This window comes from Ochrobactrum sp. A-1 (assembly GCF_022488005.1).
In the GTDB taxonomy this organism is placed as follows: Bacteria; Pseudomonadota; Alphaproteobacteria; order Rhizobiales; family Rhizobiaceae; genus Brucella.
The window spans coordinates 1,424,073-1,448,142 of record NZ_JAKVQC010000004.1; the positions used below are offsets into that span (position 1 = coordinate 1,424,073).

A 24,070-nucleotide genomic window follows, 5' to 3' on the forward strand; every position below is an offset into this window, starting at 1 on the left:
CGTTTCACTCAGATCGTATTATGCTCTAATCGAAGTATATTCCGAAAAGCGAGCCAGCTTTTCGGGCTGAAGGTTTCTCACCTCCGCATGAAGCGCCGCCACAAAAGGGGCCGCGCCCCAAATGCGTCAGGCCTTGGCGGCCATCGAGTTCTTGATCAGGCCGACAATAGCCGTCAGCACGATACCGCCAACACCGCCGCCCGCCAACTGGCCGACAACGCCATTGAGCACAGAATCGAGACCGCCGCCGGACAGCATCGGAAGGAGCTGACCGAGGATGACACCACCGATGCCACCAGCCACCGTGTTGCCCGTTGTGCCTAGACTGATATTTTTCACGGCACCTGCGATGTTGCCACCAACCGCGCCAGCGACAAGCTGGAGAATGATAGGTAGTAGAGATTCCATAATCGTCACCCCATCTGAGTTTTAAACCGGAATAGTGCGAGTCCGGTCGAAAAAATCTTGGACCGAAACTGCCCAATGTCAAACAATAAGCGACGACATAATTAAAAAGCGGTCCGAAGACCGCTCTTTTTCTGTTTACAACTCAGTTATTCCGCTGCCGCACGCTTTGGCTGAACTTCTGCGGAATAGTCATTCATTAGAACATTCGTAATCTCGGAAGGCTTGAACCGGTATTGACCGATCTCGGAAACCGGCGTCACTTCCGCTGCTGTTCCACACAGGAAGCATTCAGAGAAACCGGCAAGTTCTTCCGGCATGATTGCCCGCTCGATAACTTCAATACCGCGGCGCTTGGCAAGATCAATGATCGTGCGGCGTGTAATACCGTCAAGGAAACAGTCAGGCTTCGGCGTGTGCAGCGCTCCGTCCTTCACGAAGAAGACGTTTGCACCGGTTGCTTCGGCAACCTGTCCGCGCCAGTCGAGCATCAATGCATCGGCATAGCCCTTGGCTTCGGCGGCATGCTTGGAAATCGTGCAGATCATATAAAGACCTACAGCCTTTGAACGCGAAGGCGCGGTGCGCGGGTCCGGGCGGCAATATTCAGCAATATCGAGCCGGATACCCTTCATTTTTTCTTCAGGCGAGAAATAGCTCGGCCACTGCCAGATGGCGATTGCAAGATGAATGCGGTTGTTCTGCGCCGAAACGCCAAGCGATTCCGAACCGCGCCAGGCAATCGGACGCACATAGGCATCTTCAAAACCCTGCTTCTTGAGAAGTTCACGGCAAGCATCATTGATTTCTGCAACGCTGAAAGGAATCTCGAAACCGAGAATACGCGCAGATTCATGCAGACGTTCGGTGTGTTCATTGAGCTTGAAGATCTCACCGCCATAGGCGCGCTCGCCTTCAAACACGGCGCTCGCATAATGCAGGCCATGGGTCAGCACATGAATCTTTGCATCTTTCCAGTCGACGAATTCTCCGTCCAGCCAGATAAATCCGTCCCGTTGATCGAATGGAATCGCAGCCATTTTCTTGCTCCTGAATATTTCGCGGCGCTGTCTCGAAACCGATTTCCGGTCGGGCAACCTTCTCCGCAACCTGTCTTCCCCAATTAAATCGATATAACTGGTGAGACGGCCACCTTTTTCTGCGTAATTGCTGGCCTTTTTGTTCGAAATGCTCTGAGGTCACGCAAACATATTGCGCGAATCCCAGGCGGAGCATGCATGGAAAGAAAATAAATCCTCCACCGGGATAGAATATTGCGGCAACCATCCTCATCGCCCATCTTTTGGACGGTGACGGAAAGCCAGTCAGCGCAATTATTCCTCCTCCTTGCATGCGTCAGCGCGAACATTATTCCAAAAAAGCCAGCCTACGCTTATCGAAAATTATCTGGGCGATTGAATTATGTCAATAATGCTGACATATTTAACGCGACAGAACGGAGCACCGATGTGAATTCGACGAACGATATGAATTATATAAGCAATCCGTTGACGGCTGAGGAGGCTGCCGATCTCAACGTCATTGAGCTTCTGTTTTTTTCTTATCGCGATTTCACCGCCGACCCTGATCTTATCCTGGAAAAGATCGGATTCGGGCGGGCGCATCACCGTGTCCTCTACTTCATCAACCGCAAGCCGGGCATGACAGTCGCGGAGCTTCTGGAAGTGTTGCGGATCACCAAGCAGAGCCTGTCGCGCGTGCTTAAACAGCTTATCGATACGGGCCATGTCGTTCAGGCCACCGGCCTGCACGACCGCCGCCACCGCAAGCTTTATCCGACCAAGAGCGGTCGCCAGCTCACGCTTGCACTCGCCCTTCCACAGTCACGGCGTATCGCGCGCGCACTGGAAGGCTGCGCACCGCAAGACCGCGAAGTGATCGAACGCTTTCTTTATAATATGGTCAATCCCGAGCGGCGCGCCCAGATTGACGAGTTTTCTGCTGATGACAACTCAGCCAGACGCCTCTGAACCGACAATACTGAGTTTGAGTGTTACGTCTGGTTGCACTAAGTGCTTGTACAAGAAAGCTTCCATGCAGGCAGTGAATAGACGCGCCGCATTCCTGTCGGTAATATGCCGGACGGCGCATGTTGCGTCATAGAGCGCCGTGCGTCCATTCGGACGCACAAAGGTCGCTCTAACTTATTGAATCTACGCATCGTGCTTTCCAAAAAATCGATTCCGATTTTTGGGCCGATGCTGTAGTCGAATTGAAACGGAATGGGATCGAAAGACGCCATGGCTGTAGAAGAAGAAAAGACGCTCTCCGACGACGCGCCGCATCTCCTCGTTGTTGACGACGATACGCGTATCCGCAGCCTTCTCTCGCAATATCTGACCAACAGCGGATTCCGTGTCACCATGGCTGGAAGCGCTGCCGAAGCGCGCCGCAAGCTGGAAGGCATCGATTTCGATCTGCTGATCCTCGACGTGATGATGCCGGGCGAAACCGGCGTTTCGCTGACGAGATCGCTGCGCGAGCAGAAGAACGTTCCCATCCTGATGCTGACGGCATTGTCGGAAACCGACAGCCGCATCGACGGTCTGGCTGCCGGTGCAGACGACTATCTACCCAAACCGTTCGATCCCCGCGAGCTGACGCTGCGCATCAACAATATCCTGCGGCGCGGCGCACCACCCGCACAGCCGAAGATCGAGCAGATCGTGTTCGGCCCCTATACTTTCTTCATCCCGCGTCGCGAGCTGAAGAAGGGTACGGAAACAATCAAGCTGACTGATCGCGAGCAGGACATCATGGCGATCTTCGCCGAGCGCGCCGGTGAAACGATCCCCCGCCATGAGCTGACCGGTCAGGACGGCGATGTCGGCGAGCGCACGATCGACGTCCAGATCAATCGTCTTCGCCGCAAGATCGAGCAGGACCCAGCCAATCCGGTCTGGCTCCAGACCGTGCGCGGCATCGGCTACAAGCTCAGCATCGAATAGCAACCATCGGCAATCGGGAATATCGCGATCAGAAAATGGTGTTTTCTCAAAACGCAGGGCGACGTGTACAAACGGTACAGCCGCAATGTTGTTCATGGAAAACGTCATTTGCAGACAGCGATATTTCCGGAAGCGCATTTTCGAGCCAAAGGTGCGACGCAGCTTTGCGACAAAATAAGTATTTTGGACGCAACCACGGAGTACTGAGGGACGTTTTAACACGATGAAATCGCCCTTGAGAAAATTCTCCCGCTGGTTGGCGCGCATCATGCCGAAGGGGCTTTATGCGCGGTCGCTCATCATCATCATTGCCCCGATGGTTCTGCTGCAGTCCGTGATCGCCTATGTGTTCATGGAGCGTCACTGGCAGATGGTAACCGAACGACTGTCGACCGCTGTTGTGCGCGATATTGCGGGCATCATCGATATTCTCGAAACCTATCCGCAGGAACCGGGCTACGACAATCTCATCCGCATCGCGCAGCAGCGGCTGGAGCTGAACATTTCGATCCTGCCGCCCGATCCGCTGCCGCCTCCCGGACCGAAGCCTTTTTTCGCCATTCTCGATTACTTCCTCAGTGAAGAGATTACCCGCCAGATCAATCGCCCTTTCTGGGTGGACACGGTTGGCGATTCCGATCTCATCGAAATCCGCATCAAGCTTGAGGACAAGGTGTTGCGCGTCTTTGCGCGACGCAGCCAGGCCTATGCGTCCAATACGGGCATCTTCCTGACATGGATGGTCGGCACCGCACTCGTTCTGCTGATTATCGCCATCGCCTTTCTCCGCAACCAGATCAAGCCGATCCAGCAGCTTGCCGAAGCGGCGGAAAGTTTCGGCAAGGGGCGCCCCATGCCGGAAGGCTTCCATCCGCGCGGGGCCGAGGAAGTACGCCGCGCAGGCATTGCCTTCATCCAGATGCGCTCGCGCATCGAGCGCCAGATCGAGCAGCGCACTGCCATGCTTTCTGGCGTCAGCCACGATCTGCGCACCATTCTGACCCGCTTCAAGCTGCAGCTTGCACTGGCTGGCCACTCCATCGACACCGAGCCTCTCAATCAGGATATTGCCGACATGCAGACAATGCTCGAAGGCTATCTCGCCTTTGCGCGCGGCGAAGGCTCCGAGGAAACGGCAAGCTACGACGTCACGAAGCTTTGCGAAAAACTGGAGCACGAAGCGCGCCTGCGCGAACGCGGCTTCAAATATCATATTGAAGGCGACAGCGAGGTCTATGTGCGTCCAAACGCCTTCTCGCGCCTCGTCAGCAATCTCGTATCGAATGCCTTCCGTCACGCGCAGAATGTCGAGCTTTCAATTTCGCATGAGGATGGCTGGCTGAAGGTCGTCGCGGATGATGACGGGCCAGGCATTCCGGAAGACCGTCGCGAGGACGTCTTCAAGCCTTTCGTCCGGCTGGATGAAGCACGTACGCAGGATTCCGGCGGTACCGGCGGACTGGGGCTTGCCATTGCACGCGATATTGCACGCAGCCACGGTGGCGACATTACACTGGAAGACGCCCCGACGGGCGGCTTGCGCGCCATCATCCACATTCCGGCGTGAAGCATGTCGTTTGAAAGCGGGAAGCCGTTGCGGACTTATCTGAAAACAAAGGGTTAGACAAAGCCTGGGATATCAGGGCGGTCGGAACGTCGTCTTTTCCGAGATGGTTTGACTTGTCCCGGCCTTCCCGCGGAGCAAACAACGCCTCCCCCTCATTCTGAGGAGGTTTCTGAGCTTGCGAAGGAACCGTCTCGAAGGACGAGGGAAAAGGATACCGCTGCTTGTTCACCCAAAAATCACGCTCTTAATAAAGCTTGCCGCCGTTCGGCACGGGCTTGTCGATTCCCGCGAGAACCACTTCGCCGTCTTCGTCCGGCATGCCGAGCGTCAGCACTTCCGACATGAAGGGGCCGATCTGCCTTGGCGGGAAATTCACCACCGCCATGATCTGTTTGCCGATGAGTTGCTCCGGCGTGTAGTGCCGGGTGATCTGGGCTGACGACTTCTTGATGCCGATCTTTTCACCGAAATCGATCTTCAGCTTGAAGGCAGGCTTGCGCGCTTCGGGAAATGGCACAGCTTCCACGATGGTTCCGCTGCGGATATCGACCTTTTCGAAATCTGCCCAGGTGATGGTGGTTGCTTCGCTCATTCTTTCACTCCCCGGCCCTCATTCCCGGCCTCGCAGAAAACCCGGCGCGAACGCCGGGCCAAAACTCAGTTAATGGATAGTCAGGCGCGACCGACGGTCTCGAACACCACGCATTCCAGCGCTTCACGCGCCGTGACACCCGACCAGACCACAAACTGGAAAGCCTGGAAATAGGCTTCGCAAGCTTCCAGCGCAGCCGACAGCAACACTTCCACCTGACGGCTCGTCGGTTCCGCACCGCCTGCCAGCAGCAGCGACTGGCGGTACATGATCGCGCCTTCCTGCTGCCAGAGATCGAAATGCCCCATCAGAAGCTTTTCATTGATGAGCGACAGCAGGCGCATCACTTCGTTCACACGTGGCTCGGCCACCTTGATGTCGAATGCGCAGGCCAGATGCAGTGCCTCGAAATCCTCCATCCAGGAAAACGAGATGTGATAGTCAGTCCAGTTGCCCGCAACCGAAATTGCGATTTCGTCGTCGCCAGTCCGCTCGAACGTCCAGTCGTTTGAATGCGCGACCTGTTCGATCACATCCACCGGATGCGCCTCACGTGCGAATTCAAGCTCAAGAAGGCTCATGTCCGTTTCCTGTTCTGGGAACCATCTGCCCCCAGATGTTTCCTAATTCCCGGCGCGCAAGTCATTGCTCGCCCGTGCCAGCCACCGCGCAAGAACAAGCGCAGGAAAACAGGCACGAATTGATCGGTTGAGGAACCGGCATGCACGACGGCATGCAAGCGCCTCAATGGCACACGCACATACGCAACTGATACTGGAAAGCAGCCTGAAAGACGCGAAACCTGACACTCAGCCCCTCGCCGCCGCCTACATGACCGCGTTACGAATCATGTAGTGTTTTCAGTCTATTGATGCTGAATCTGAACGCCAGCCCCTTTTGAACAAAGAGCCGTGAAAGCATGTGGAAATATACGAGGGACCGACCGTGACCCTTGCCTTAACCGACTCTAAGACAAGGGTTTTTGCCACTTGCGGCCTGTTAATAAATATTCAGGGATTATTTTTGGATTTTGCCGAAGATGAAGCCGATTTTGCCGGTTTGGCATCAGAATCAACTTCGAATTTCGCAAGACGTGCTTCGAGAGCTTCGATTCTTGCCAACAACGCGCTGTTTTCCGCACGCGCCTTGATTGCCAATTCGCGAACGGCTTCGAAGTCTTCGCGCTGTACGACATCGAGCGTGTTGAGCACGCGCTCGCTCTGGGAACGCAACGCCGTTTCCACTTCACGGCGCACGCCCTGCGCAGCGCCTGCCGCATCCGTCACAAGCTTGGCGAGTTCATCAAGAACCCGGTTCTGTCCGCTGGTCATGGCAATCATTCCTTATTTCCAGGTGAGACCTGTTGAAAACATAAATTTGAAATAGGGCCGTCTCAGTTCCGATGCAAGCGCAGCTATAGAAAGTGATCGGCTTCAATGCAGCTGAATCAACAATTGCCGACCTCGCGAGAATAGCCGTCTGCGAGAACCCGAGGCGCCAGTGGAGAATGTACTTAAGGCTGCCTTAAGGGTAAATCAGCACCGGAAGCCCCGAAACCGCAATTTGCAACCGCGATTGCAAACGCGATTTGCAGCCGACGGGAACAGCTTGACCATATCGGGCCGGTCCAGCATGTTCCGTCACAAAACGGAGTGATTTCATGATTGAGACGTTGCTGCCCGCATCGGCGCTCGCCTTCCCCAATATCGATCCGGTGATCTTCCGGGTCGGGCCACTGGCAGTGCACTGGTACGGCCTCGGCTATGTCGTCGGCATCATGTTCGCCTGGTGGTACGGCAAGAAACTCTTGCGAAGCCATCGCCTGTGGGCCAATAACCAGCCGCCCATGGCACCGGAAGCGCTTGATGATTTCGTCATATGGGCAGCGCTCGGCGTCGTGCTTGGTGGCCGTATCGGCTACGTTCTCTTCTATAATTTCTCCTATTATATTTCCAATCCCCTCGCCATTCCGGCGGTGTGGGATGGCGGCATGTCGTTTCACGGCGGCATTCTGGGCACAACGCTTGCCATGTTCCTGTTTGCCCGCTCGCGCGGCATCAAGGTCTGGAGCATGTTCGACACGATTGCCGCCGGCGTTCCGGTCGGACTTGGCGTGGTGCGCGTCGCCAATTTCATCAATTCGGAACTCTGGGGCCGTGTCAGCGATGTGCCATGGGCAGTATACTTCCCCAATGGCGGCCCGCTGCCGCGCCATCCAAGCCAGCTTTATGAAGCGTTCCTTGAGGGTGTGGTCCTCTTCTTCGTGCTGTTCCTCCTCGTCTGGGTCGGACGCAAACTGAAGAAGCCTGGCTTCATTGCAGGCGCTTTCGTCACGGGCTACGGCCTCAGCCGCATCGTGGTCGAATTCTTCCGCGAGCCGGATGCACAGCTCGGCTATCTGTTTGGCGGATGGCTTACCATGGGCATGGTCCTCTCGGTGCCGATGGTACTGATCGGGCTCTGGGCCATGTGGCGCGCAAACCGGGCTGCTGCCAAGGATGCCTGATCTTCCGCTGAAAGACCGGCTGAAACGCCTGATCGCCACTTCGGGGCCGATCAGCGTTGCCGATTACATGGCAGCCTGCCTCGGCGACCGTGAGGCGGGCTATTACACCACGCGCGAACCTTTCGGACGTGACGGCGATTTCATCACCGCGCCGGAAGTGAGCCAGATGTTTGGTGAACTGATCGGCATCTGGTGCGTCAGCGAATGGGACGCGCTGGGACGCCCGGACAATATCGTGCTGTGCGAAATCGGCCCCGGTCGCGGCACGCTGATGAGCGACATGCTGCGCACCATCGGCAGGCTTGCCCCGCAAGTGCTGGCCCATGCGCGTGTTGCCATGGTCGAAACCAGCCCGCGCCTTGTCGAAAGGCAAAGGGAAAAGCTGTCCGATACCGATGCGAAGATCGACTGGTTCGAACGCTTTTCCGATATTCCCGCCGATACTGCCAACGGGCCGTTGATCCTCGTGACCAATGAGCTGTTCGATGCCATCCCGTTCCGGCAGTTCGTCAAGGTCGATGGCCGCTTTGTCGAACGCATGATCGCGCTCGACGAAAAGGATGAGTTCCATTTTGTCAGTGGTCTGGGCGGCATTGATCCGGCGCTGTTACCTGCAGGTCATGCGGAAGCACCCGAAGGCACGATCTTTGAAGTGGCCCCGGGGCGCACCGCCTTGATGCAGGAAATCGCCAGTCATATCGCGACCACACGCGGCGCGGCTCTCAATATCGACTACGGCCATCTGAAAGCCGGTTTCGGCGATACGCTGCAAGCCATGTTGAAACACAGCTTTGACGATGTCTTTGCCAATCCGGGCATTGCGGACCTCACCAGCCACGTCGATTTCGATAGTCTGGACAAGACCGCACGAGCCAGCGGCTGCAAGACCGGAATGATGACGCAGGGCGAATTTCTGCTTGCAATGGGCCTGCTCGATCGCGCCGGACGGCTTGGCGCCGGCAAGGATGCAGCGTTTCAGGAAAAAATCCGGCAGGACGTCGAAAGACTGGCCGCCCCCGATCAAATGGGAACCTTGTTCAAGGTGCTGGCCATCAGCGATTCCGACACAAAACTCATTCCGTTTGCAGTTCCATGACGGCGAAAGCTTCGATTGACAAGCTGTGCCTCCTCCCCCAACATCCCGCCGTTTGAAGAGAGAATGCTATGACAGATATGCCGCAACCGCTCCGCTCGCCTCTCCTTGAAAAGCCCGTCGGACAGAACGGGAAGCGGATTGCGCATGGCTTTTTCACCCGCAAGGGCGGCGTTTCCGATGGCATCTATACGGGCCTGAATGTCGGAAGCGGTTCGAACGATGTACCGGAAAAGGTTGCGGAGAATCGCCGTCGCGTCGCCGAAAACCTTGGCGTTGCGCCCGATCATCTCATGACCGTGCATCAGGTTCATTCGCCCGATGTCCTGCACGTCACCGAACCGTTCGGCGCACCGCGCCCAAAGGCTGACGCAATGGTCACAAATGTGCCGGGCATCGCCATCGGTGCGCTTTCCGCCGATTGCGGGCCAGTGCTTTTTGCCGATCACGAAGCGGGAATCATCGGTTCCGCCCATGCCGGATGGCGTGGCGCTTTCGGCGGTGTTCTGGAGAACACCATCGAAGCCATGATCGGCCTCGGTGCAAAACGCGAGAATATCGTTGCCGTTCTCGGGCCGACCATTGGTCCGGAAAACTATGAAGTCGGTCCGGAATTCTACGCCGAATTCATCGGCAAGGATGCTGCCTACGCCACCTATTTCCGGCCTTCCGACAAGCCCGACCACAAGCTGTTCGATCTGTGGACATTCATCACCGACCGCCTGACGAAAGCTGGCGTGCAGGCAGAATCCCTTCGCCAGTGCACCTATGCCGATGAGGAACAGTTCTATTCCTACCGGCGCACCACCCATCGCAACGAACCCGATTACGGGCGTCAGATTGCAGCGATCGCCATCATAGAAGATTAGGAGAACCGCATGGCCCTTCACTTCGAGCCGGAAGAATTCGCCGCACGTCGCGACCGCCTGATCTTGAAGATGGAAGAGGAAAAGCTGGATGCGCTTCTGCTGTTCGCACAGGAGAGCATGTACTGGCTGACCGGCTATGACACATTCGGATTCTGCTTCTTCCAGTGTCTCGTCGTGAAGGCAGACGGGTCGATGGTGCTGATGACGCGCTCCGCCGATCTGCGGCAGGCGCGCCATACGTCGAATATTGAGAACATCGTTGTCTGGACCGACCGCGACAATGCCAATCCCGCCGCTGACCTGCGCAATATCCTGACGGAACTCGACCTTCTCGGCACGCGGATCGGGATCGAATATCAGACGCACGGCCTTACCGGCGCCAATGCCCGCAAGCTGGATGAACAGTTGCAGAGCTTTGCCAAGCTTTACGACGCATCCGGCATGGTGGACCGCCTGCGCCTTTTGAAAAGCCCTGCTGAAATCGCCTATGCCAAGCGCGCTGCCGAACTCAGCGACGATGCACTCGACGCCGCGATAAAGCTGACCAAAGGCGGGGCGAACGAGGCCGATATTCTGGCTGGGATGATGAGCGCCAATTTCGCGGGCGACGGCGATTTTCCCGCCAACGAATATATCATCGGCTCGGGCGACGATGCCCTGCTCTGCCGCTACAAATCCGGTCGGCGCAAGCTGAACAAGAACGACCAGCTCACGCTCGAATGGTCGGGCGTCTTCCGCCACTACCATGCGCCGATGATGCGCACGATCGTCATCGGAAAACCGACCACGCATCATCTGGAACTCTATGCCGCCGCACGCGAGGCACTGGAAGCCGTGGAAGCGGCGATGACACCCGCTTCGACATTCGGTGACGTTTTCGACGCCCATGCCCGCACTATGGAAGCTCATGGGCTCACCCGCCATCGCCTCAATGCCTGCGGCTATTCGGTCGGCGCCCGATTTGCGCCCTCATGGATGGACCCGCAGATGTTCTATGCTGGAAATCCGGAAAGCATCCAGCCGGATATGACGCTTTTCGCGCATATGATTATCATGGATTCCGATACGCAGACCGCAATGACGCTGGGGCAGACATATCTCACAACAAATGGTGCAGCTCAGCCATTATCCCGCCATTCTCTTGATATGATTGTAAAATGAGGCGCAATCGGCGATAAAACTGCCACAAGCGCACGCCGGAAACTGGAAAGTGGTTTTCGGACAAGATGCACATCGAGAAAAATCGATAGATTATTTCAAACTGGAAATGCCCTACCGCAGAAAATCTGCGCCTTCAGGAGCATGAAGCCGAAGATGAACAAGGCACGTCTTTCAACGATGTTGTTGCTGGCCGGAGTGCTTACAAGCCTGCTCGCCGCCTGCAACAGCACCGAATCCGCTCTGAACGTACAGGGCAGCAATCAGAGTTCTGGGCAAACCGTTGCACCTGCGACGACACCGGGCACCCCGGCGACGGGTGCCGCTCCCGTGCAGCCTGCTGGAACAACCCCGCCTGCAACGACCACGCCAGCGGCACCACAGCGCAGTGCGGCGCTCAAGCCGGGCAAACTGCATATTGCCCCGATTGTCGGCGCGCCTGTGAATGTGGTGACGCCGCTGACCCATCGCATGAATGATGACGCCAAGACGAAGGGCATTGAGCTTGCGGGCAATAACGACCCAAGTGCTGCCTATGTCATGAAGGGTTATTTCTCCGTTCTTTCGGAAGATAACCAGACCACGGTGCTTTACGTCTGGGACGTGCTGGATGCTTCCGGCAATCGTCTTCACCGGATACAGGGGCAGGAGAAAGTTCAGGGCGCAGCCGCAGACTCATGGAGCGTCGTTCCAGCTTCCGCAATGCAGGCAATCGCCGACCGCACCATGCAGGAATATTCGACCTGGCTTGCGGCAAATCGCGCATAGAAACTTGCTTTGGCAGCAAAAGACTGAAATCTTTTGCTGAATCTGTTTTGCCTACTGTGGGAAAGCCGGAAAACCGGGCTTTTTACAGCAATTGTGTTCCGAGGGGCCTTGCAATGACGGTGACTCTTTGCAATAGGCCCCACATCCGAAAGAAAACCTTGCAAGCTGCAGTACTTGATCCCGTCAGAAAGTACGCAGCTTAAAGTTTTTAAGAGATTACGTCCGTTACGGCGGACTGTTGCGACAGAACCAAACTGCAAACCGCGACCGCATCGGCGTCAGAGGCAAAAGAATGAAACTTTTCGCAGGCAACTCCAACCGGGTTCTTGCCGAATCCGTTGCTCAATATCTCAACATTCCACTCGGTAAGGCCAGCGTCCGTCGCTTCGCCGATCAGGAAATCTTCGTAGAGATTCAGGAAAACGTGCGCGGCGAAGACGTATTCGTTCTGCAATCGACCTCCTATCCGGCAAACGATCACCTGATGGAACTGCTCATCATGATCGATGCCTTCCGCCGCTCCTCCGCACGTCGCATCACCGCCGTCCTGCCCTATTTCGGCTATGCCCGTCAGGACCGCAAGCCCGGTCCGCGCACGCCGATCTCGGCAAAGCTCGTCGCCAACCTCATTACCGAAGCCGGCGCCAACCGCGTTCTGACGCTTGACCTTCATGCCGGTCAGATTCAGGGCTTCTTCGATATCCCGACCGACAATCTCTACGCCGTTCCGGTCATCGCGCGCGATGTGAAGGCCAATTATGCAACCGGCAACTGCATGGTCGTTTCGCCTGACGTTGGCGGCGTGGTGCGTGCCCGTTCGCTGGCAAAGCGCATCGATGCGCAGCTCGCCATCGTTGACAAGCGCCGTGAGCGTCCAGGTGAATCGGAAGTCATGAATGTCATCGGCGATGTTTCCGGCAAGGACTGCCTGCTGTTCGACGATATCGTTGATTCCGGCGGCACGCTCTGCAACGCAGCCGAAGCCCTGCTCAACAAGGGTGCAAACAGCGTCACCGCCTATATCACGCATGGCGTTCTGTCCGGCGGCGCGGTTGCCCGTATTGCCGCGTCAAAGCTGAAGGAACTGGTCATCACCGATTCCATCCAGCCGACCACCGCCATCAACGATGCGCCGAATATCCGCGTGCTCTCGATTTCCGACCTGATCGGCGAAGCCATTGCCCGCACGGCAGCGGAAGAGTCCGTTTCGAGCCTGTTCGACTAATCAAAACATCAGGCGCATAGCAATCCCGAGACATGCCGCCAGCAACAGCACGAGCGGCATGTTCATCTTGAAAACGACAAGCAACAATGCCGCCGCGCCTGCGATCAGGACGGCGGCATTGTCTATTGTGCTCCAGATCGGCAGCGGCAATGTGACGGGGCCGACAGCCTTCTCCACCACCTGCGAAAACAGGACGTGCAGCGAGAACCATAGCGCCAGATTGGCAATCACGCCGACAACCGCAGCCGTAATGCCGCCCAGCATGGCAGACAGCCAGCGTACCTGACGCAGCCGTTCCACGAACGGCGCCCCTGCCAGTATCCATAGAAAGCAGGGCACGAAGGTAAACCACAGCGCGATCAATCCGCCGAAAAAGCCGCCCAGAAGCGGCGGCAGGCCTGACAGGTTCGCAGCCCCCACAAAGCCGACAAAGACCAGCACGAGGATCAGCGGCCCCGGCGTGGTTTCGGCCAGTCCCAGCCCGGTCAGCATTTCGCCCGGCTTCATCCAGCCGAAATGCTCGACAGCCTGCTGCGCCGTATAGGAAAGAGCGGCATAAGCGCCCCCAAATGTCACCGCAGCAAGCTTCGAGAAGAAGGCCGCTTCCTGCACGAAAACATGCGCACCGCCAAAAGCGAAGAAGAGCCCGAGCAAAGGTAAAAGCCACAACCCGCCCCAGATGAGTGTCTGCTGCGTGAATTCACGCAGGGCACCGGGCGTCGCATCCCCCAGAACAGTCGCTGCACTCTTCCCCTGAACGACATGTCGTAGCCCACCCACAAGAGCTGCCAGCAGGACGACAAGCGGAAACGGCAGTTTCAGGAAGGCTATCGCAATAAACGCCGCAATCGCCACCGCATAAGAAAAGCCTGAAGCCAGTGTCCGTTTGGCCATGCGGTAGAGCGCTTCGAAAACCACGGCCAGAACCGCAGCCTTGAGGCCGAACAACAGCCCCGCCACGACCTCGACATGCCCGAAGGCAATATAAAGCGCTGACAAGGCAAGCATGACGACAGCGCCGGGCAGCACGAACAACAGCCCCGCCAGCAAACCGCCGCGCCAGCCTTTCACCGCCCAGCCGGAATAGGTCGCAAGCTGCATGGCTTCCGGCCCCGGCAGCAACATGCAGAAATTCAGCGCATGGATCAGCCGTTCCTGATCCATCCATTTCTTCTCATCCACCAGCACACGTTGCAGCATGGCGATCTGCGCCGCAGGACCGCCGAAGGATAGAAGCCCGATCTTGCCGAATGTCGTGAAGAGTTCTTTGAAATCCGGCTGCTTTATTGGCTGTGTCACGCTGTCATCCTGAATGATCCGACCAAGCTCTTGCTGACAATCATTACAGGTTCATGACGATCTTCACAGTCTACTCAGCCGCAGCGCCTTCTTCCGCAAGCTCATCCGGCGCATTCGGGTCGCCCGGAGCGGTCTCACAGGCGAGATCGGGGAAATTGACAATGCGCATTCCCTTGAAATCATTGCGCACAACCAGAAGCCCGCGCTCTTCAAAATAGGTCAGCAAACGCCGCGCGCGGCTGAACGAATGCGTGCCGTAAGCCCGCGCCAAAGCCGCATCGGAGGGGCAAGGCGCACCGGTGACGGCTGCCTGCGCCACGATCAGGAACACGCCCTGCACATCGTCGGTGAGGCTTTCCGACAAGGAAAGCGCCTGCTGCCATGTTTCGCCACTGGCCACATCACTTTCAATGCTGGCCTGCGCCACCGCCAGCCTGCGCCGGAAGGCAGGCAGGGCCAGCGGTTCGCCGGGAACGCGGTGAATGCGGCAGCGCACCAGAAAATCCTGATAGAGAACGGCAACCGAGCGGAACGACGCTTCCGGGTCGTCCACGATCTCGCGCATGACCTTTTCAAGAAGCTCATCGCGTTCGACTTCCACAATGCCGGGAAACAATGGTTCCTGTGCCGGTTCGGCTTCGGGCTTGGGCTTTGCTACCTGGGCCAGAATTTCCGCCGTCGATGGCGGCGGTGGAGGCGGCGGCGCTCGGCGCACAGCGGTACGGATTTCCTGCGGCGCAGGCGTGAAGATCAGGTCGAGCGCATCTTCCGGCGCTTCGGGCAGCGGCATCAGTTTGGGCGACGACGAACGCGCCGAAGTTTCCACCTTGCCGATCTTGATCGGCAATGGACGGCGCGACAATGCGGGGCCAAGCGCCACAAAATGCCCGCGCTGCAAATCGCGGAACATTTCCGCCTGACGGCGCTCCATGCCGAGCAGATCGGCGGCGCGCGCCATGTCGATATCGAGGAAGGTGCGCCCCATGAGGAAGTTGGAGGCTTCGGCAGCAACGTTCTTGGCAAGCTTCGCCAGTCGCTGCGTGGCGATGACACCGGCCAGTCCGCGCTTGCGCCCACGACACATGAGATTGGTCATCGCGCCCAGCGAAAGCTTGCGCGCTTCGTCCGACACTTCGCCTGCGGCAGCAGGCGCAAACAATTGCGCCTCGTCCACCACGACAAGCATCGGGTACCAATAGTCGCGCTCCGCATCGAAGAGGCCACCGAGGAAAGCTGCGGCCGAGCGCATCTGCTGCTCGACGTCCAGCCCTTCCAGATTAAGCACGACCGAAACACGGTGCTGGCGGATACGCCCGGCAATACGGGTTAGTTCAGCTTCGGTGCGAGCGGCATCGACAACGACATGGCCGTAAAGATCGGCCAGCGTGACGAAATCGCCTTCCGGGTCGACAATGCACTGCTGCACCCATTGCGCGCTCTGTTCCAGAAGGCGGCGCAAAAGATGCGACTTGCCGGAGCCGGAATTGCCCTGCACGAGCAGGCGCGTGGCGAGAAGCTCCTCAAGATCAAGCATGGCCTGCTTGCCACCGCCAAGCGCCGCTGCCGAGGCAGAACCGCTTCCGGCAACTGCACCCATGTCGATACCGACCTGCATCTCGCCTCCTTGTTTCAATATAGCAGGAACAGACGACTCGCACGGCCAAGCCGCCAGTCGATCAGGCATTCGCTTAACACTTTTGCGGCCGCCATTGCCACCCGTTAAGACAAATGCCCACAGATGCTGGGCAGTAGATTTCAACCAGAAGTTTTGATAGCAATTGGATCAGGGGGCAAAAGCAGCAAGCGTCCAGCCAGCGGGCGCGTCGGGGAGGATGAGCCACCTCGACCGTGGCAAAGGCTTTGCCCTCTATTCGGAGGTGAACTCTATGTGGTTTATACCTATTAGATTCACACTTAGAATAAAGAAAACCCGCACTGGCTGGCAAGCCTCAGTGCGGGTACAGATCTTTATCTAAGTACGCGGTAGCTGGAGTTCGCGCTTCAGCTACCGATCCGAATATAGGCCGTCCGGATCATTTTTTCAACCATGGCCTGTCAGCCTCCGCACCCAGGCAAACCCAAAAAACTTGCACCGCCGCGCGCTATGCTCTATAGCACCGCCATCCGCGTAGACACCCTTGGAGGCAACGCGGAATGGAGCGGTCCGGTCTCTCACCTCGTGACAGACAATACGGGCTGTTTCATGTCGTTTGTTGAAGCTTGATCTCGAAAAGTGGAAACCGATTTTCGGACAAGATCATGCGCAGAAAACAAGCGACACTCCAGTAACATCGAAAGGAAATGCCATGAGCGAGACTTACGTGCTCAAGGCCGATCTGCGTACCCGGGTTGGTAAGGGGTCCTCCCGCGAACTGCGTCGCAACGGCCAGATTCCTGCAGTCATCTATGGCGACAAGCAGGAACCCCTCGCAATCGCCGTCTCCTACAAGGAGATTTTCTACAAGATTCATGGCGGTGGCTTCAAGACCACTGTTGCCACGATCGAAGTAGACGGCAAGAAGATTCAGGTCCTCCCGAAGGACTACCAGCTGGATCCGGTCCGTGACTTCCCGCAGCATGTCGACTTCCTGCGCGTTTCCGCGAAGTCGGTCGTCCACGTGAATGTTCCGGTTCACTTCAAGAACGAAGAAGCCGCTCCGGGCATCAAGCGCGGCGGCGTTCTCAACATCGTTCGTCACGACGTTGAACTGATCGTTCCGGCCAATGCAATTCCGGAAGCACTCGAGTTCGACCTGACCGGCCTCGAAATCGGCGACTCCGTCCACATTTCGGCAATCAAGCTGCCGAAGGGCGTAACGCCTGCCATCCAGGATCGCGACTTCACCATCGCCACGATTGCTGCTCCTGCCGGCCTGAAGTCGGAAGAAGCTGCCTCGGAAGGCGCTGCAGAAGAAGAAGTCAAGGACGGCGAATAATCGCTGTCCGTATTTTGGGAGCTCTGAACCATGCTGCTCATCGCAGGTCTTGGCAATCCGGGCCCCAAATATGCGCATAACCGGCACAATATCGGTTTCATGGCGGCGGATGAAATATTCCGCCGCCATCGCTTTTCCAACTGGCAGAAGAAGTTTCAGGCCGAGATCGCCGATGGTGTGATCGATGGCGAAAAGGTGCTGCTGGTCAAACCGCAGACGTTCATGAACCTCTCGGGTCAGTCTATCGGCGAGGCCATGCGCTTCTACAAGCTGACACCTGCCGATCTCGTCGTTATTTATGACGAACTCGACCTCGTTCCGGGCAAGCTGCGCATCAAGACCGGCGGCGGCTCCGGCGGCCATAACGGCATCAAATCCATCGACGCACATGTGCAGTCCTTCCCTGGCGGCCAGAATTATCGCCGTATGCGACTTGGCATCGGTCATCCGGGCGCGAAGGAACTCGTGCATAATTATGTCCTCGGCGATTTTGCCAAGGCCGACAATGAATGGCTGGAAACGCTTTTGGGCGCCATCGCCGATAATGTGGGCCTGCTTGCCACCAAGGGCGAAGACAACAGCTTCATGAACCGCATTGCGCTCGCCATGGGCGACGGCAATCAGCGGCCAAGCGGTTTCAAGGCCGATCCCGCGCAACTGGAAAAGGCCCCGCCCAAGGCGCAGAGCCATATCCGTCAGGCGCGGCAGAACCAGAAGAAGCCGGCCATTCCCGAAAGCGGTCCAATGGCTGAAATGCTGAAAAAGCTGCTGGGGAAGAAGGATTAATCCCCGGCGACGGCTGCGCCTCTTGACGCTTCACACCTCAATGTCGCATAGCGACGGTAATTCTATTCTAGTCTGACAGGTACGATCATGGGTTTCAAATGCGGCATCGTCGGTCTGCCAAATGTTGGCAAGTCGACGCTTTTCAACGCGCTGACCAAAACGGCCGCCGCACAGGCCGCAAACTATCCGTTCTGCACCATTGAGCCGAACACTGGCGAAGTGGCGGTTCCCGATCCGCGCCAGAACGAGATTGCCAAGATTGCAGGTTCGAAGGAAATCATCCCGACCCGCATCAACTTCGTGGACATTGCAGGTCTCGTGCGCGGCGCATCGAAGGGCGAAGGTCTCGGCAACCAGTTCCTCGCCAATATTCGCGAAGTCGATGCCATCGTGCATGTGCTGCGCTGCTTCGAGGACGATGACATCACCCATGTCGAAGGCCGCATCGATCCGGTATCGGACGCCCAGACGGTTGAAACGGAACTGATGCTGTCGGACCTCGAAAGCATCGAACGCCGCATCGTTCAGATCCGCAAGCGCGCCACCGGCAAGGACAAGGAAGCCCTCACCATTCTGCCGGTGATGGAAACGGCACTCGAACTGCTCCAGAACGGTCAGCCGGTCCGCCTGATGCTGAAGGATATTGCCGCAGAAGACCTGCTGACGCTGAAGGGCCTGAACCTTCTGACCTCCAAGCCTGTTCTTTATGTCTGCAACGTCGCAGAAGGCGACGCCGCCAAGGGCAACGAATTTAGCGCTGCCGTCGACAAGATGGCCGACGAACAGGGCGCGCAGACGGTCATCATTTCGGCTGCAATCGAAGCAGAAGTTGCACAGCTTCCCGATGAGGAAGCCAAGGAATATCTGGAAAGCATGGACCTTGAGGAACCGGGTCTCGACCGCCTGATCCGCGCCGGTTACAAGCTTCTCGACCTCATCACCTATTTCACCGCAGGACCGAAGGAAACCCGCGCCTGGACCATCCGGCGCGGCACCAAGGCTCCGGGCGCTGCCGGTGTGATCCACACCGATTTCGAGCGCGGCTTCATCCGCGCCCAGACCATCGCCTATGAAGACTATGTCAAATACAACGGCGAAGTCGGAGCGAAGGAAGCTGGCAAGGCAAGGGACGAAGGCAAGGAATACATCGTCCATGACGGCGATGTGATGCTGTTCCGCTTCAATACCTGATACGTTCAGGCCGCCGAAAACCGGCGGCCTTTTCTTTAGCCTACAGGGAGGAGATCGAGGGTGAGCAAACCTCTGCCGAAATATGCTTATGAGGATATGGAACCGGGAATGGCCCTTCCCTTCGGTCCTCGTACGATCAACAAGGAAGAAATCATCGAATTCGCCAGCGAGTTCGATCCGCAGCCATTCCATCTCGATGAGGAAGCGGGCAAGGCCAGCGTCCTCGGTGGCCTGGCCGCATCAGGCTGGCAGACAGCCTCCCTCATCATGCGCATGGTCTGCGACGCCTATCTCACCAACTCCACCTCGCAAGGCGGTCCCGGCGTCGAGTTCACACGCTGGAAACGCCCCGTGCTTGCGGGCGATACGCTGAATGGCGTGACGACGATCAAGGACAAGCGCATTTCCAAATCACGCCCGGCAATCGGGCTGGTAACGTTCCATCATGAGCTGTTCAATCAGCGCGGCGAAAGCGTGTGCGAAATGCAGCACCCATGCATGATGCTTCGCCGCGATTACGATGCGACGACGGGAGGAGCAGCATGAGCTTTCTGGAAGAAAATCTCGGGCAGAACCTCGTTATCGGCAGCTATACGTTTACGCCTGAGGAAATCATCGATTTCGCCAGAAAATACGATCCGCAGCCGTTCCATCTGGATGCCGAAGCAGCAAAGAAGAGCGTCTTCGGTGGGCTTTGCGCCTCCGGCTGGCACACCACGGCGGTGTTCATGAAGCTCAATGTCGCTTCCATCGTCCAGGCCACCAAGGATGCGCTGAAACGCGGTGAGACGCCGCCGACATTTGGCCCCTCGCCCGGTTTCGAGAACCTGAAATGGCCGAAGCCCGTTTATGCCGGAGATACCATTACCTACAAGCGTGTAGTCCATGCCATCAGGCCGCTCGCTTCCCGACCCGGCTGGTCCATGCTGACCATGACGACAAGCGCCCATAACCAGAATGGCGAAGAGGTGCTGTCCTTCGACAATGCGGCGATGGTGAAGCTGCCGCCCAAGGCCGATGCCTGAAACAACAAAGCCCGGAGCGATCCGGGCTTTTTCTTATTCTCAGTCGCCTTCAAAGGCAACGAGTGTGCGAACCGGCACGCCGAGAGCTTCAAGCTTCTTGCGACCACCCAGATCGGGCAAGTCAATGATGAAGCAGGCTGCCACAATGTCCGCACCCATTTGAAGCAGAAGCTTTGCAGCCGCTTCCGCCGTTCCGCCCGTGGCGATCAGATCGTCCACCAGAATAATCCGCTCGCCCTTTTCAATCGCATCGCGGTGCATTTCCATTTCATCAATGCCATATTCGAGGCTATAGGCGATGCGCACTGTATCGCGCGGCAGCTTGCCCTTCTTGCGAATCGGCACGAAACCAGCCGAAAGCTGATGCGCAATTGCGCCGCCAAGAATGAAGCCACGCGCTTCAATACCGGCGACCTTGTCGACCTTGTTGCCTGCATAGGGATAGACCAGTTCATCGACAGAGCGACGAAATGCCTGTGCATCGCCCATAAGCGTGGTCACGTCACGGAACTGGACGCCCGGCTTCGGATAGTCCGGAATGGTGCGGATCGCATCCTTCAGGCTGGCTCTAAATCCGGATTCCATTTTCCATCCTTTCAGGCGGCCTGCAGGCCGGTCAAGTTAATCAAGGCAAAGTTGGGGCCAAGCTCCTTTACACCCTCAAACGGGCAAATTGCAAAAGAAACCGCCCATTTCTGCCAAGAACATTACGGCGACGCACTGTCATTTTTATGGCTTATTTGTGGCACGACCGACCTTCCAGCTGCAGCACAAAAAAATGGGCGCCCGCGGCGCCCATTATTCAACTCAGGTTGATCCATTGTCAGTGCTTGACATCCGACCAGATCGAACGCTTGGCAACATAAACCAGACCAGCAAAAAGGATCAGGAATATGATGACCCGGAAACCGGTCCGCTTGCGATCTTCCAGATGCGGCTCTGCAGCCCACATGAGGAACGCCGAGACGTCGCGTGCATACTGATCGACCGTCTGCGGCGAACCATCATCATAGGTGACCTGGTCGTCGCTCAGCGGCTTCGCCATAGCGAGCGCCTTTGCCGAAATGAAGTACGGATTGTAATGCGTACCTTCGGCGATCTGCATGCCTGCCGGCGGCTGCTCATCGAAGCCGGTCAACAGAGAATGGATATAATCCGGGCCACCTTCGGCATATTGCGTGAATATATCGAAAATGAACTGCGGAAACCCACGCTCCACTGCACGCGCCTTGGCGATCAGCGAAAAGTCCGGCGGAGCCGCACCATTGTTTGCCGCCGCAGCCGCAGCCGCGTTCGGATATGGCGACGGGAAGTGATCGGTCGGAAGCGCCTTGCGGGTGAACATTTCGCCATCCGCGTTCGGGCCGTCCTGCACTTCATATTCAGCGGCAAGCGCCTTGACCTGTTCCGGCGAGTAACCGAGACCTTCCAGTGTACGGAAGGCCACCAGGTTCATCGAGTGACAAGCCGAGCAGACTTCCTTGTAGACCTTCAGGCCACGCTGAAGCTGGCCCTTGTCATAGGTTCCGAACGGGCCGGAAAAGCTCCACTTTTCCTGCTTGGGATGGTGGATCGGAAAATGTTCCGGCTCCGCAGCATTCCCGCCTTCCTCAGCCGAGGCACCACCCATCGAACTGGCGAAGGCGATACCAAGCGCAACCAGCGGAGCAATACCGAAGGCAGCGAAATTCTTGAGGATGTTTTTCATTGTTACGTCCTTCATCTCTCTCGCTGGTTCAGCCCTTGATTTCCACTGGGGTAATCTCGGCCTTGCCGCTCTTCTCCAGAACCGCCTCGGTGATCGAGTTCGGCAAACGCTTCGGCGTTTCGATCAGGCCGATGACCGGCATGATGATGATGAAGAATGCAAAGTAGTAGAGCGTACCCAGCTGCGCCATGAAGACGTAGGAACCTTCTGCAGGACGCGAACCCAGCCAGCCGAGGAAGATGGCGTTGATCACGAACAGCCAGAAGAACAGCTTGAACCATGGACGATAGACAGCCGAACGAACCTTCGATGTATCGAGCCAAGGCACGACGAAGAGGATCGCGATCGAACCGAACATGGTCAGAACGCCGCCGAGCTTCGAATCGATCGGGCCGATATTGAAGGTGATGGCGCGCAGCATCGCGTAGAACGGCAGGAAGTACCATTCAGGAACGATGTGAGCAGGCGTCTTCAGGGAATCTGCCGGGATATAGTTATCCGGATGACCGAGGAAGTTCGGCAGGTAGAAGACAAAATAGGCGAAGAACACGAAGAAGACGAGCGCACCGAAAGCGTCCTTGATGGTCGCATAAGGCGTGAACGGCAGCGTATCGGTCTTGGACTTGACTTCAATGCCGGTCGGATTGGTCTGACCCGTCACATGCAGCGCCCATACGTGCAGGATAACGACACCCGCAATCATGAACGGCAGCAGATAGTGCAGCGAGAAGAAGCGGTTGAGCGTTGGATTGTCGACCGCAAAACCACCGAGCAGCAATTGCTGGATCGGTTCGCCGATGATCGGGAAAGCCGTGAAGAAACCGGTGATAACCGTTGCACCCCAGAAGGACATCTGGCCCCATGGCAGCACGTATCCCATGAAGGCGGTTGCCATCATGAGAAGGAAGATCACTACGCCCAGGATCCACAGAAGCTCGCGCGGTGCCTTGTAGGAACCGTAATAGAGACCGCGGGCAATATGGAGATAGACGGCGATGAAGAAGAAGGATGCACCGTTGGAGTGCATGTAGCGCAGCAGCCAACCAGAGTTGACGTCGCGCATGATCTTTTCAACGGAATTGAACGCAATGCCCGTATCCGCAGCATAATGCATGGCCAGCACAACGCCGGTCAGAATTTGCGAAATGAGCATGAAGCTCAGAATGCCACCGAAGGTGTACATGTAGTTCAGGTTACGCGGCGTCGGATAGGCCACGAAAGAATCATAGACGAGACGCGGCAAGGGAAGCCGTTCGTCCACCCATTTTTCGATGCCGGTCTTCGGCGTGTATGTGGAGTGTCCAGCACTCATGTCTTCTCTCCCCAAGACCTGTTAGCCGATCCTGATGACCGTATCGGAAGTGAACGCATATTGCGGGATGTGCATGTTTTCCGGCGCCGGACCGCTGCGGATACGACCGGCGGTGTCATAGGTCGAACCATGGCATGGGCAGAACCAGCCACCGAAAGAACCGGATTCACCGAGCGGCACGCAACCCAGATGGGTACATACGCCGATCATCACCAGCCAGTTTTCCTTGCCTTCGCCTGCCGAGCGGGCGAGATCGGTCGCCTGCGCGTCCGAAGCAAGATTGGCATTACGCGCGATCGGATCCTTGAGATCACCAAGAGCGGTTGTCTTGGCATCCTCGACTTCCTTGGCGGAGCGGTTACGGATGAAAACCGGCTTACCACGCCATTTAACAGTTAATGATGCTCCTTCCGTCAGGGACGAAACATCAACCTCGATGGACGCAGCCGCGAGCGTCGAAGCGTCCGGACGCATCTGGTCGATAAACGGCCAGGCCAGTCCGCCAACTCCGACGACACCGGCCATTCCCGTCGCAATATACAAAAAATCACGCCGTGTCGGCTCAGCCGTGTCGTGTGCGCTCACGTGCCAATTCCTTTTCAACCTGCATGTTCAATTGAACTCTCCCCTCGTCCTCTTTTGCACTTACGCAAAAGTAGTC

General features: G+C 57.1%; 25 protein-coding genes. 14 read left to right on the forward strand and 11 right to left on the reverse strand.

Translation table 11 applies throughout. The annotated features are described in order from the left end of the window. Window positions 1-126: 126 nt before the first annotated feature. Together MKS82_RS16400 and MKS82_RS16405 are read right to left on the reverse strand one after the other, a co-directional pair. A complete protein-coding gene (locus MKS82_RS16400; RefSeq protein WP_109987217.1) occupies window positions 127-408 on the reverse strand; it encodes a hypothetical protein in 282 nt (93 codons plus the stop codon). 146 nt (window positions 409-554) lie between these two features. Further along, window positions 555-1,445, reverse strand: a complete 891-nt coding sequence (locus tag MKS82_RS16405; protein ID WP_109987218.1) for a branched-chain amino acid aminotransferase — start codon at window positions 1,443-1,445, stop codon at window positions 555-557. Window positions 1,446-1,874: 429 nt separating this feature from the next. Between MKS82_RS16405 and MKS82_RS16410 the strand changes: the two genes are divergently transcribed. From MKS82_RS16410 to MKS82_RS16420, 3 genes are all read left to right on the forward strand, one after another. Next, complete coding sequence (locus MKS82_RS16410) at window positions 1,875-2,396, forward strand: MarR family winged helix-turn-helix transcriptional regulator (protein ID WP_109987219.1); 522 nt, start codon at window positions 1,875-1,877, stop codon at window positions 2,394-2,396. Between the two features lie 270 nt (window positions 2,397-2,666). Continuing rightward, on the forward strand, window positions 2,667-3,374 hold the full coding sequence (locus tag MKS82_RS16415) for a response regulator (RefSeq protein ID WP_012091674.1): 708 nt from the start codon (window positions 2,667-2,669) through the stop codon (window positions 3,372-3,374). 223 nt (window positions 3,375-3,597) lie between these two features. After that, window positions 3,598-4,941 (forward strand): ATP-binding protein, encoded by a 1,344-nt coding sequence (locus MKS82_RS16420; RefSeq protein WP_109987220.1) that lies wholly within the window; start codon window positions 3,598-3,600, stop codon window positions 4,939-4,941. Window positions 4,942-5,185: 244 nt separating this feature from the next. Here the strand turns inward: MKS82_RS16420 and MKS82_RS16425 are convergent, their stop codons facing one another. From MKS82_RS16425 to MKS82_RS16435, 3 genes are all read right to left on the reverse strand, one after another. Continuing rightward, window positions 5,186-5,533 carry a tRNA-binding protein gene (locus MKS82_RS16425; RefSeq protein ID WP_109987221.1) on the reverse strand — a complete coding sequence of 116 codons (348 nt, stop codon included), beginning with the start codon at window positions 5,531-5,533 and terminating at the stop codon, window positions 5,186-5,188. A gap of 80 nt (window positions 5,534-5,613) precedes the next feature. Further along, complete coding sequence (locus MKS82_RS16430) at window positions 5,614-6,114, reverse strand: type III secretion system chaperone family protein (RefSeq protein WP_010659627.1); 501 nt, start codon at window positions 6,112-6,114, stop codon at window positions 5,614-5,616. Between the two features lie 429 nt (window positions 6,115-6,543). Beyond that, the gene (locus tag MKS82_RS16435) at window positions 6,544-6,864 is read right to left on the reverse strand and encodes an accessory factor UbiK family protein (RefSeq protein WP_109987363.1); all 321 of its coding nucleotides are present in this window, start codon (window positions 6,862-6,864) and stop codon (window positions 6,544-6,546) included. Between the two features lie 329 nt (window positions 6,865-7,193). Here MKS82_RS16435 and lgt point away from each other — a divergent pair, with 329 nt between their 5' ends. From lgt to MKS82_RS16465, 6 genes are all read left to right on the forward strand, one after another. After that, a complete protein-coding gene (gene lgt, locus MKS82_RS16440) occupies window positions 7,194-8,039 on the forward strand; it encodes a prolipoprotein diacylglyceryl transferase (RefSeq protein WP_109987222.1) in 846 nt (281 codons plus the stop codon). Beyond that, window positions 8,032-9,135, forward strand: coding sequence for a class I SAM-dependent methyltransferase (locus MKS82_RS16445; RefSeq protein WP_109987223.1), 1,104 nt, complete (start codon window positions 8,032-8,034; stop codon window positions 9,133-9,135). Before lgt ends, MKS82_RS16445 begins: the two co-directional genes overlap by 8 nt. A 68-nt stretch (window positions 9,136-9,203) precedes the next feature. Further along, a complete protein-coding gene (gene pgeF / locus MKS82_RS16450) occupies window positions 9,204-10,001 on the forward strand; it encodes a peptidoglycan editing factor PgeF (protein WP_109987224.1) in 798 nt (265 codons plus the stop codon). Between the two features lie 9 nt (window positions 10,002-10,010). Continuing rightward, window positions 10,011-11,162: a M24 family metallopeptidase gene (locus tag MKS82_RS16455; protein ID WP_109987225.1), complete on the forward strand. Its 1,152-nt coding sequence runs from the start codon at window positions 10,011-10,013 to the stop codon at window positions 11,160-11,162. 141 nt (window positions 11,163-11,303) lie between these two features. Continuing rightward, window positions 11,304-11,927, forward strand: coding sequence for a hypothetical protein (locus tag MKS82_RS16460; RefSeq protein WP_109987226.1), 624 nt, complete (start codon window positions 11,304-11,306; stop codon window positions 11,925-11,927). A 292-nt stretch (window positions 11,928-12,219) separates the two neighbouring features. Beyond that, window positions 12,220-13,152: a ribose-phosphate pyrophosphokinase gene (locus MKS82_RS16465; RefSeq protein ID WP_109987227.1), complete on the forward strand. Its 933-nt coding sequence runs from the start codon at window positions 12,220-12,222 to the stop codon at window positions 13,150-13,152. Here the strand turns inward: MKS82_RS16465 and chrA are convergent, their stop codons facing one another. Next, on the reverse strand, window positions 13,153-14,451 hold the full coding sequence (gene chrA, locus MKS82_RS16470) for a chromate efflux transporter (RefSeq protein WP_240579007.1): 1,299 nt from the start codon (window positions 14,449-14,451) through the stop codon (window positions 13,153-13,155). Between the two features lie 70 nt (window positions 14,452-14,521). Next, window positions 14,522-16,066: an ATP-binding protein gene (locus tag MKS82_RS16475; protein ID WP_109987229.1), complete on the reverse strand. Its 1,545-nt coding sequence runs from the start codon at window positions 16,064-16,066 to the stop codon at window positions 14,522-14,524. Between the two features lie 691 nt (window positions 16,067-16,757). Between MKS82_RS16475 and MKS82_RS16480 the strand changes: the two genes are divergently transcribed. The 5 genes from MKS82_RS16480 to MKS82_RS16500 all read left to right on the forward strand — a co-directional run bounded on the left by MKS82_RS16480 (window position 16,758) and on the right by MKS82_RS16500 (window position 20,389). Then, entirely contained in the window at window positions 16,758-17,387 is a 630-nt protein-coding gene (locus MKS82_RS16480) for a 50S ribosomal protein L25/general stress protein Ctc (protein ID WP_109987230.1), read from the forward strand. A 30-nt stretch (window positions 17,388-17,417) separates the two neighbouring features. Beyond that, window positions 17,418-18,173, forward strand: coding sequence for an aminoacyl-tRNA hydrolase (gene pth, locus MKS82_RS16485; RefSeq protein ID WP_109987231.1), 756 nt, complete (start codon window positions 17,418-17,420; stop codon window positions 18,171-18,173). Between the two features lie 87 nt (window positions 18,174-18,260). After that, window positions 18,261-19,364 (forward strand): redox-regulated ATPase YchF, encoded by a 1,104-nt coding sequence (ychF, locus tag MKS82_RS16490; RefSeq protein WP_109987232.1) that lies wholly within the window; start codon window positions 18,261-18,263, stop codon window positions 19,362-19,364. A 60-nt stretch (window positions 19,365-19,424) separates the two neighbouring features. After that, window positions 19,425-19,910: a MaoC family dehydratase gene (locus MKS82_RS16495; protein ID WP_109987233.1), complete on the forward strand. Its 486-nt coding sequence runs from the start codon at window positions 19,425-19,427 to the stop codon at window positions 19,908-19,910. Continuing rightward, on the forward strand, window positions 19,907-20,389 hold the full coding sequence (locus MKS82_RS16500; protein ID WP_109987234.1) for a MaoC family dehydratase: 483 nt from the start codon (window positions 19,907-19,909) through the stop codon (window positions 20,387-20,389). Before MKS82_RS16495 ends, MKS82_RS16500 begins: the two co-directional genes overlap by 4 nt. 39 nt (window positions 20,390-20,428) lie before the next feature. Here MKS82_RS16500 and MKS82_RS16505 read toward each other — a convergent pair whose 3' ends face one another. The 4 genes from MKS82_RS16505 to petA all read right to left on the reverse strand — a co-directional run bounded on the left by MKS82_RS16505 (window position 20,429) and on the right by petA (window position 23,994). Further along, window positions 20,429-20,974 carry an adenine phosphoribosyltransferase gene (locus tag MKS82_RS16505; protein WP_109987235.1) on the reverse strand — a complete coding sequence of 182 codons (546 nt, stop codon included), beginning with the start codon at window positions 20,972-20,974 and terminating at the stop codon, window positions 20,429-20,431. Window positions 20,975-21,212: 238 nt separating this feature from the next. Further along, the gene (locus MKS82_RS16510) at window positions 21,213-22,097 is read right to left on the reverse strand and encodes a cytochrome c1 (RefSeq protein ID WP_176036800.1); all 885 of its coding nucleotides are present in this window, start codon (window positions 22,095-22,097) and stop codon (window positions 21,213-21,215) included. 28 nt (window positions 22,098-22,125) lie between these two features. Continuing rightward, entirely contained in the window at window positions 22,126-23,409 is a 1,284-nt protein-coding gene (locus tag MKS82_RS16515) for a cytochrome b (protein WP_109987237.1), read from the reverse strand. Between the two features lie 21 nt (window positions 23,410-23,430). Continuing rightward, window positions 23,431-23,994, reverse strand: a complete 564-nt coding sequence (gene petA / locus MKS82_RS16520) for a ubiquinol-cytochrome c reductase iron-sulfur subunit (protein WP_061345909.1) — start codon at window positions 23,992-23,994, stop codon at window positions 23,431-23,433. Window positions 23,995-24,070 lie beyond the last annotated feature (76 nt).

Coding starts and splice junctions, on each gene's coding strand:
- MKS82_RS16400 (WP_109987217.1), bottom strand. CDS start 408: ATGGAATCTCTACTACCTATCATTCTCCAGCTTGTCGCTGGCGCGGTT.
- MKS82_RS16405 (WP_109987218.1), bottom strand. CDS start 1,445: ATGGCTGCGATTCCATTCGATCAACGGGACGGATTTATCTGGCTGGAC.
- MKS82_RS16415 (WP_012091674.1), top strand. CDS start 2,667: ATGGCTGTAGAAGAAGAAAAGACGCTCTCCGACGACGCGCCGCATCTC.
- MKS82_RS16420 (WP_109987220.1), top strand. CDS start 3,598: ATGAAATCGCCCTTGAGAAAATTCTCCCGCTGGTTGGCGCGCATCATG.
- MKS82_RS16425 (WP_109987221.1), bottom strand. CDS start 5,533: ATGAGCGAAGCAACCACCATCACCTGGGCAGATTTCGAAAAGGTCGAT.
- MKS82_RS16430 (WP_010659627.1), bottom strand. CDS start 6,114: ATGAGCCTTCTTGAGCTTGAATTCGCACGTGAGGCGCATCCGGTGGAT.
- MKS82_RS16435 (WP_109987363.1), bottom strand. CDS start 6,864: ATGACCAGCGGACAGAACCGGGTTCTTGATGAACTCGCCAAGCTTGTG.
- lgt (WP_109987222.1), top strand. CDS start 7,194: ATGATTGAGACGTTGCTGCCCGCATCGGCGCTCGCCTTCCCCAATATC.
- MKS82_RS16445 (WP_109987223.1), top strand. CDS start 8,032: ATGCCTGATCTTCCGCTGAAAGACCGGCTGAAACGCCTGATCGCCACT.
- pgeF (WP_109987224.1), top strand. CDS start 9,204: ATGACAGATATGCCGCAACCGCTCCGCTCGCCTCTCCTTGAAAAGCCC.
- MKS82_RS16455 (WP_109987225.1), top strand. CDS start 10,011: ATGGCCCTTCACTTCGAGCCGGAAGAATTCGCCGCACGTCGCGACCGC.
- MKS82_RS16460 (WP_109987226.1), top strand. CDS start 11,304: ATGAAGCCGAAGATGAACAAGGCACGTCTTTCAACGATGTTGTTGCTG.
- MKS82_RS16465 (WP_109987227.1), top strand. CDS start 12,220: ATGAAACTTTTCGCAGGCAACTCCAACCGGGTTCTTGCCGAATCCGTT.
- MKS82_RS16475 (WP_109987229.1), bottom strand. CDS start 16,066: ATGCAGGTCGGTATCGACATGGGTGCAGTTGCCGGAAGCGGTTCTGCC.
- MKS82_RS16480 (WP_109987230.1), top strand. CDS start 16,758: ATGAGCGAGACTTACGTGCTCAAGGCCGATCTGCGTACCCGGGTTGGT.
- pth (WP_109987231.1), top strand. CDS start 17,418: ATGCTGCTCATCGCAGGTCTTGGCAATCCGGGCCCCAAATATGCGCAT.
- ychF (WP_109987232.1), top strand. CDS start 18,261: ATGGGTTTCAAATGCGGCATCGTCGGTCTGCCAAATGTTGGCAAGTCG.
- MKS82_RS16500 (WP_109987234.1), top strand. CDS start 19,907: ATGAGCTTTCTGGAAGAAAATCTCGGGCAGAACCTCGTTATCGGCAGC.
- MKS82_RS16505 (WP_109987235.1), bottom strand. CDS start 20,974: ATGGAATCCGGATTTAGAGCCAGCCTGAAGGATGCGATCCGCACCATT.
- MKS82_RS16510 (WP_176036800.1), bottom strand. CDS start 22,097: ATGAAAAACATCCTCAAGAATTTCGCTGCCTTCGGTATTGCTCCGCTG.
- MKS82_RS16515 (WP_109987237.1), bottom strand. CDS start 23,409: ATGAGTGCTGGACACTCCACATACACGCCGAAGACCGGCATCGAAAAA.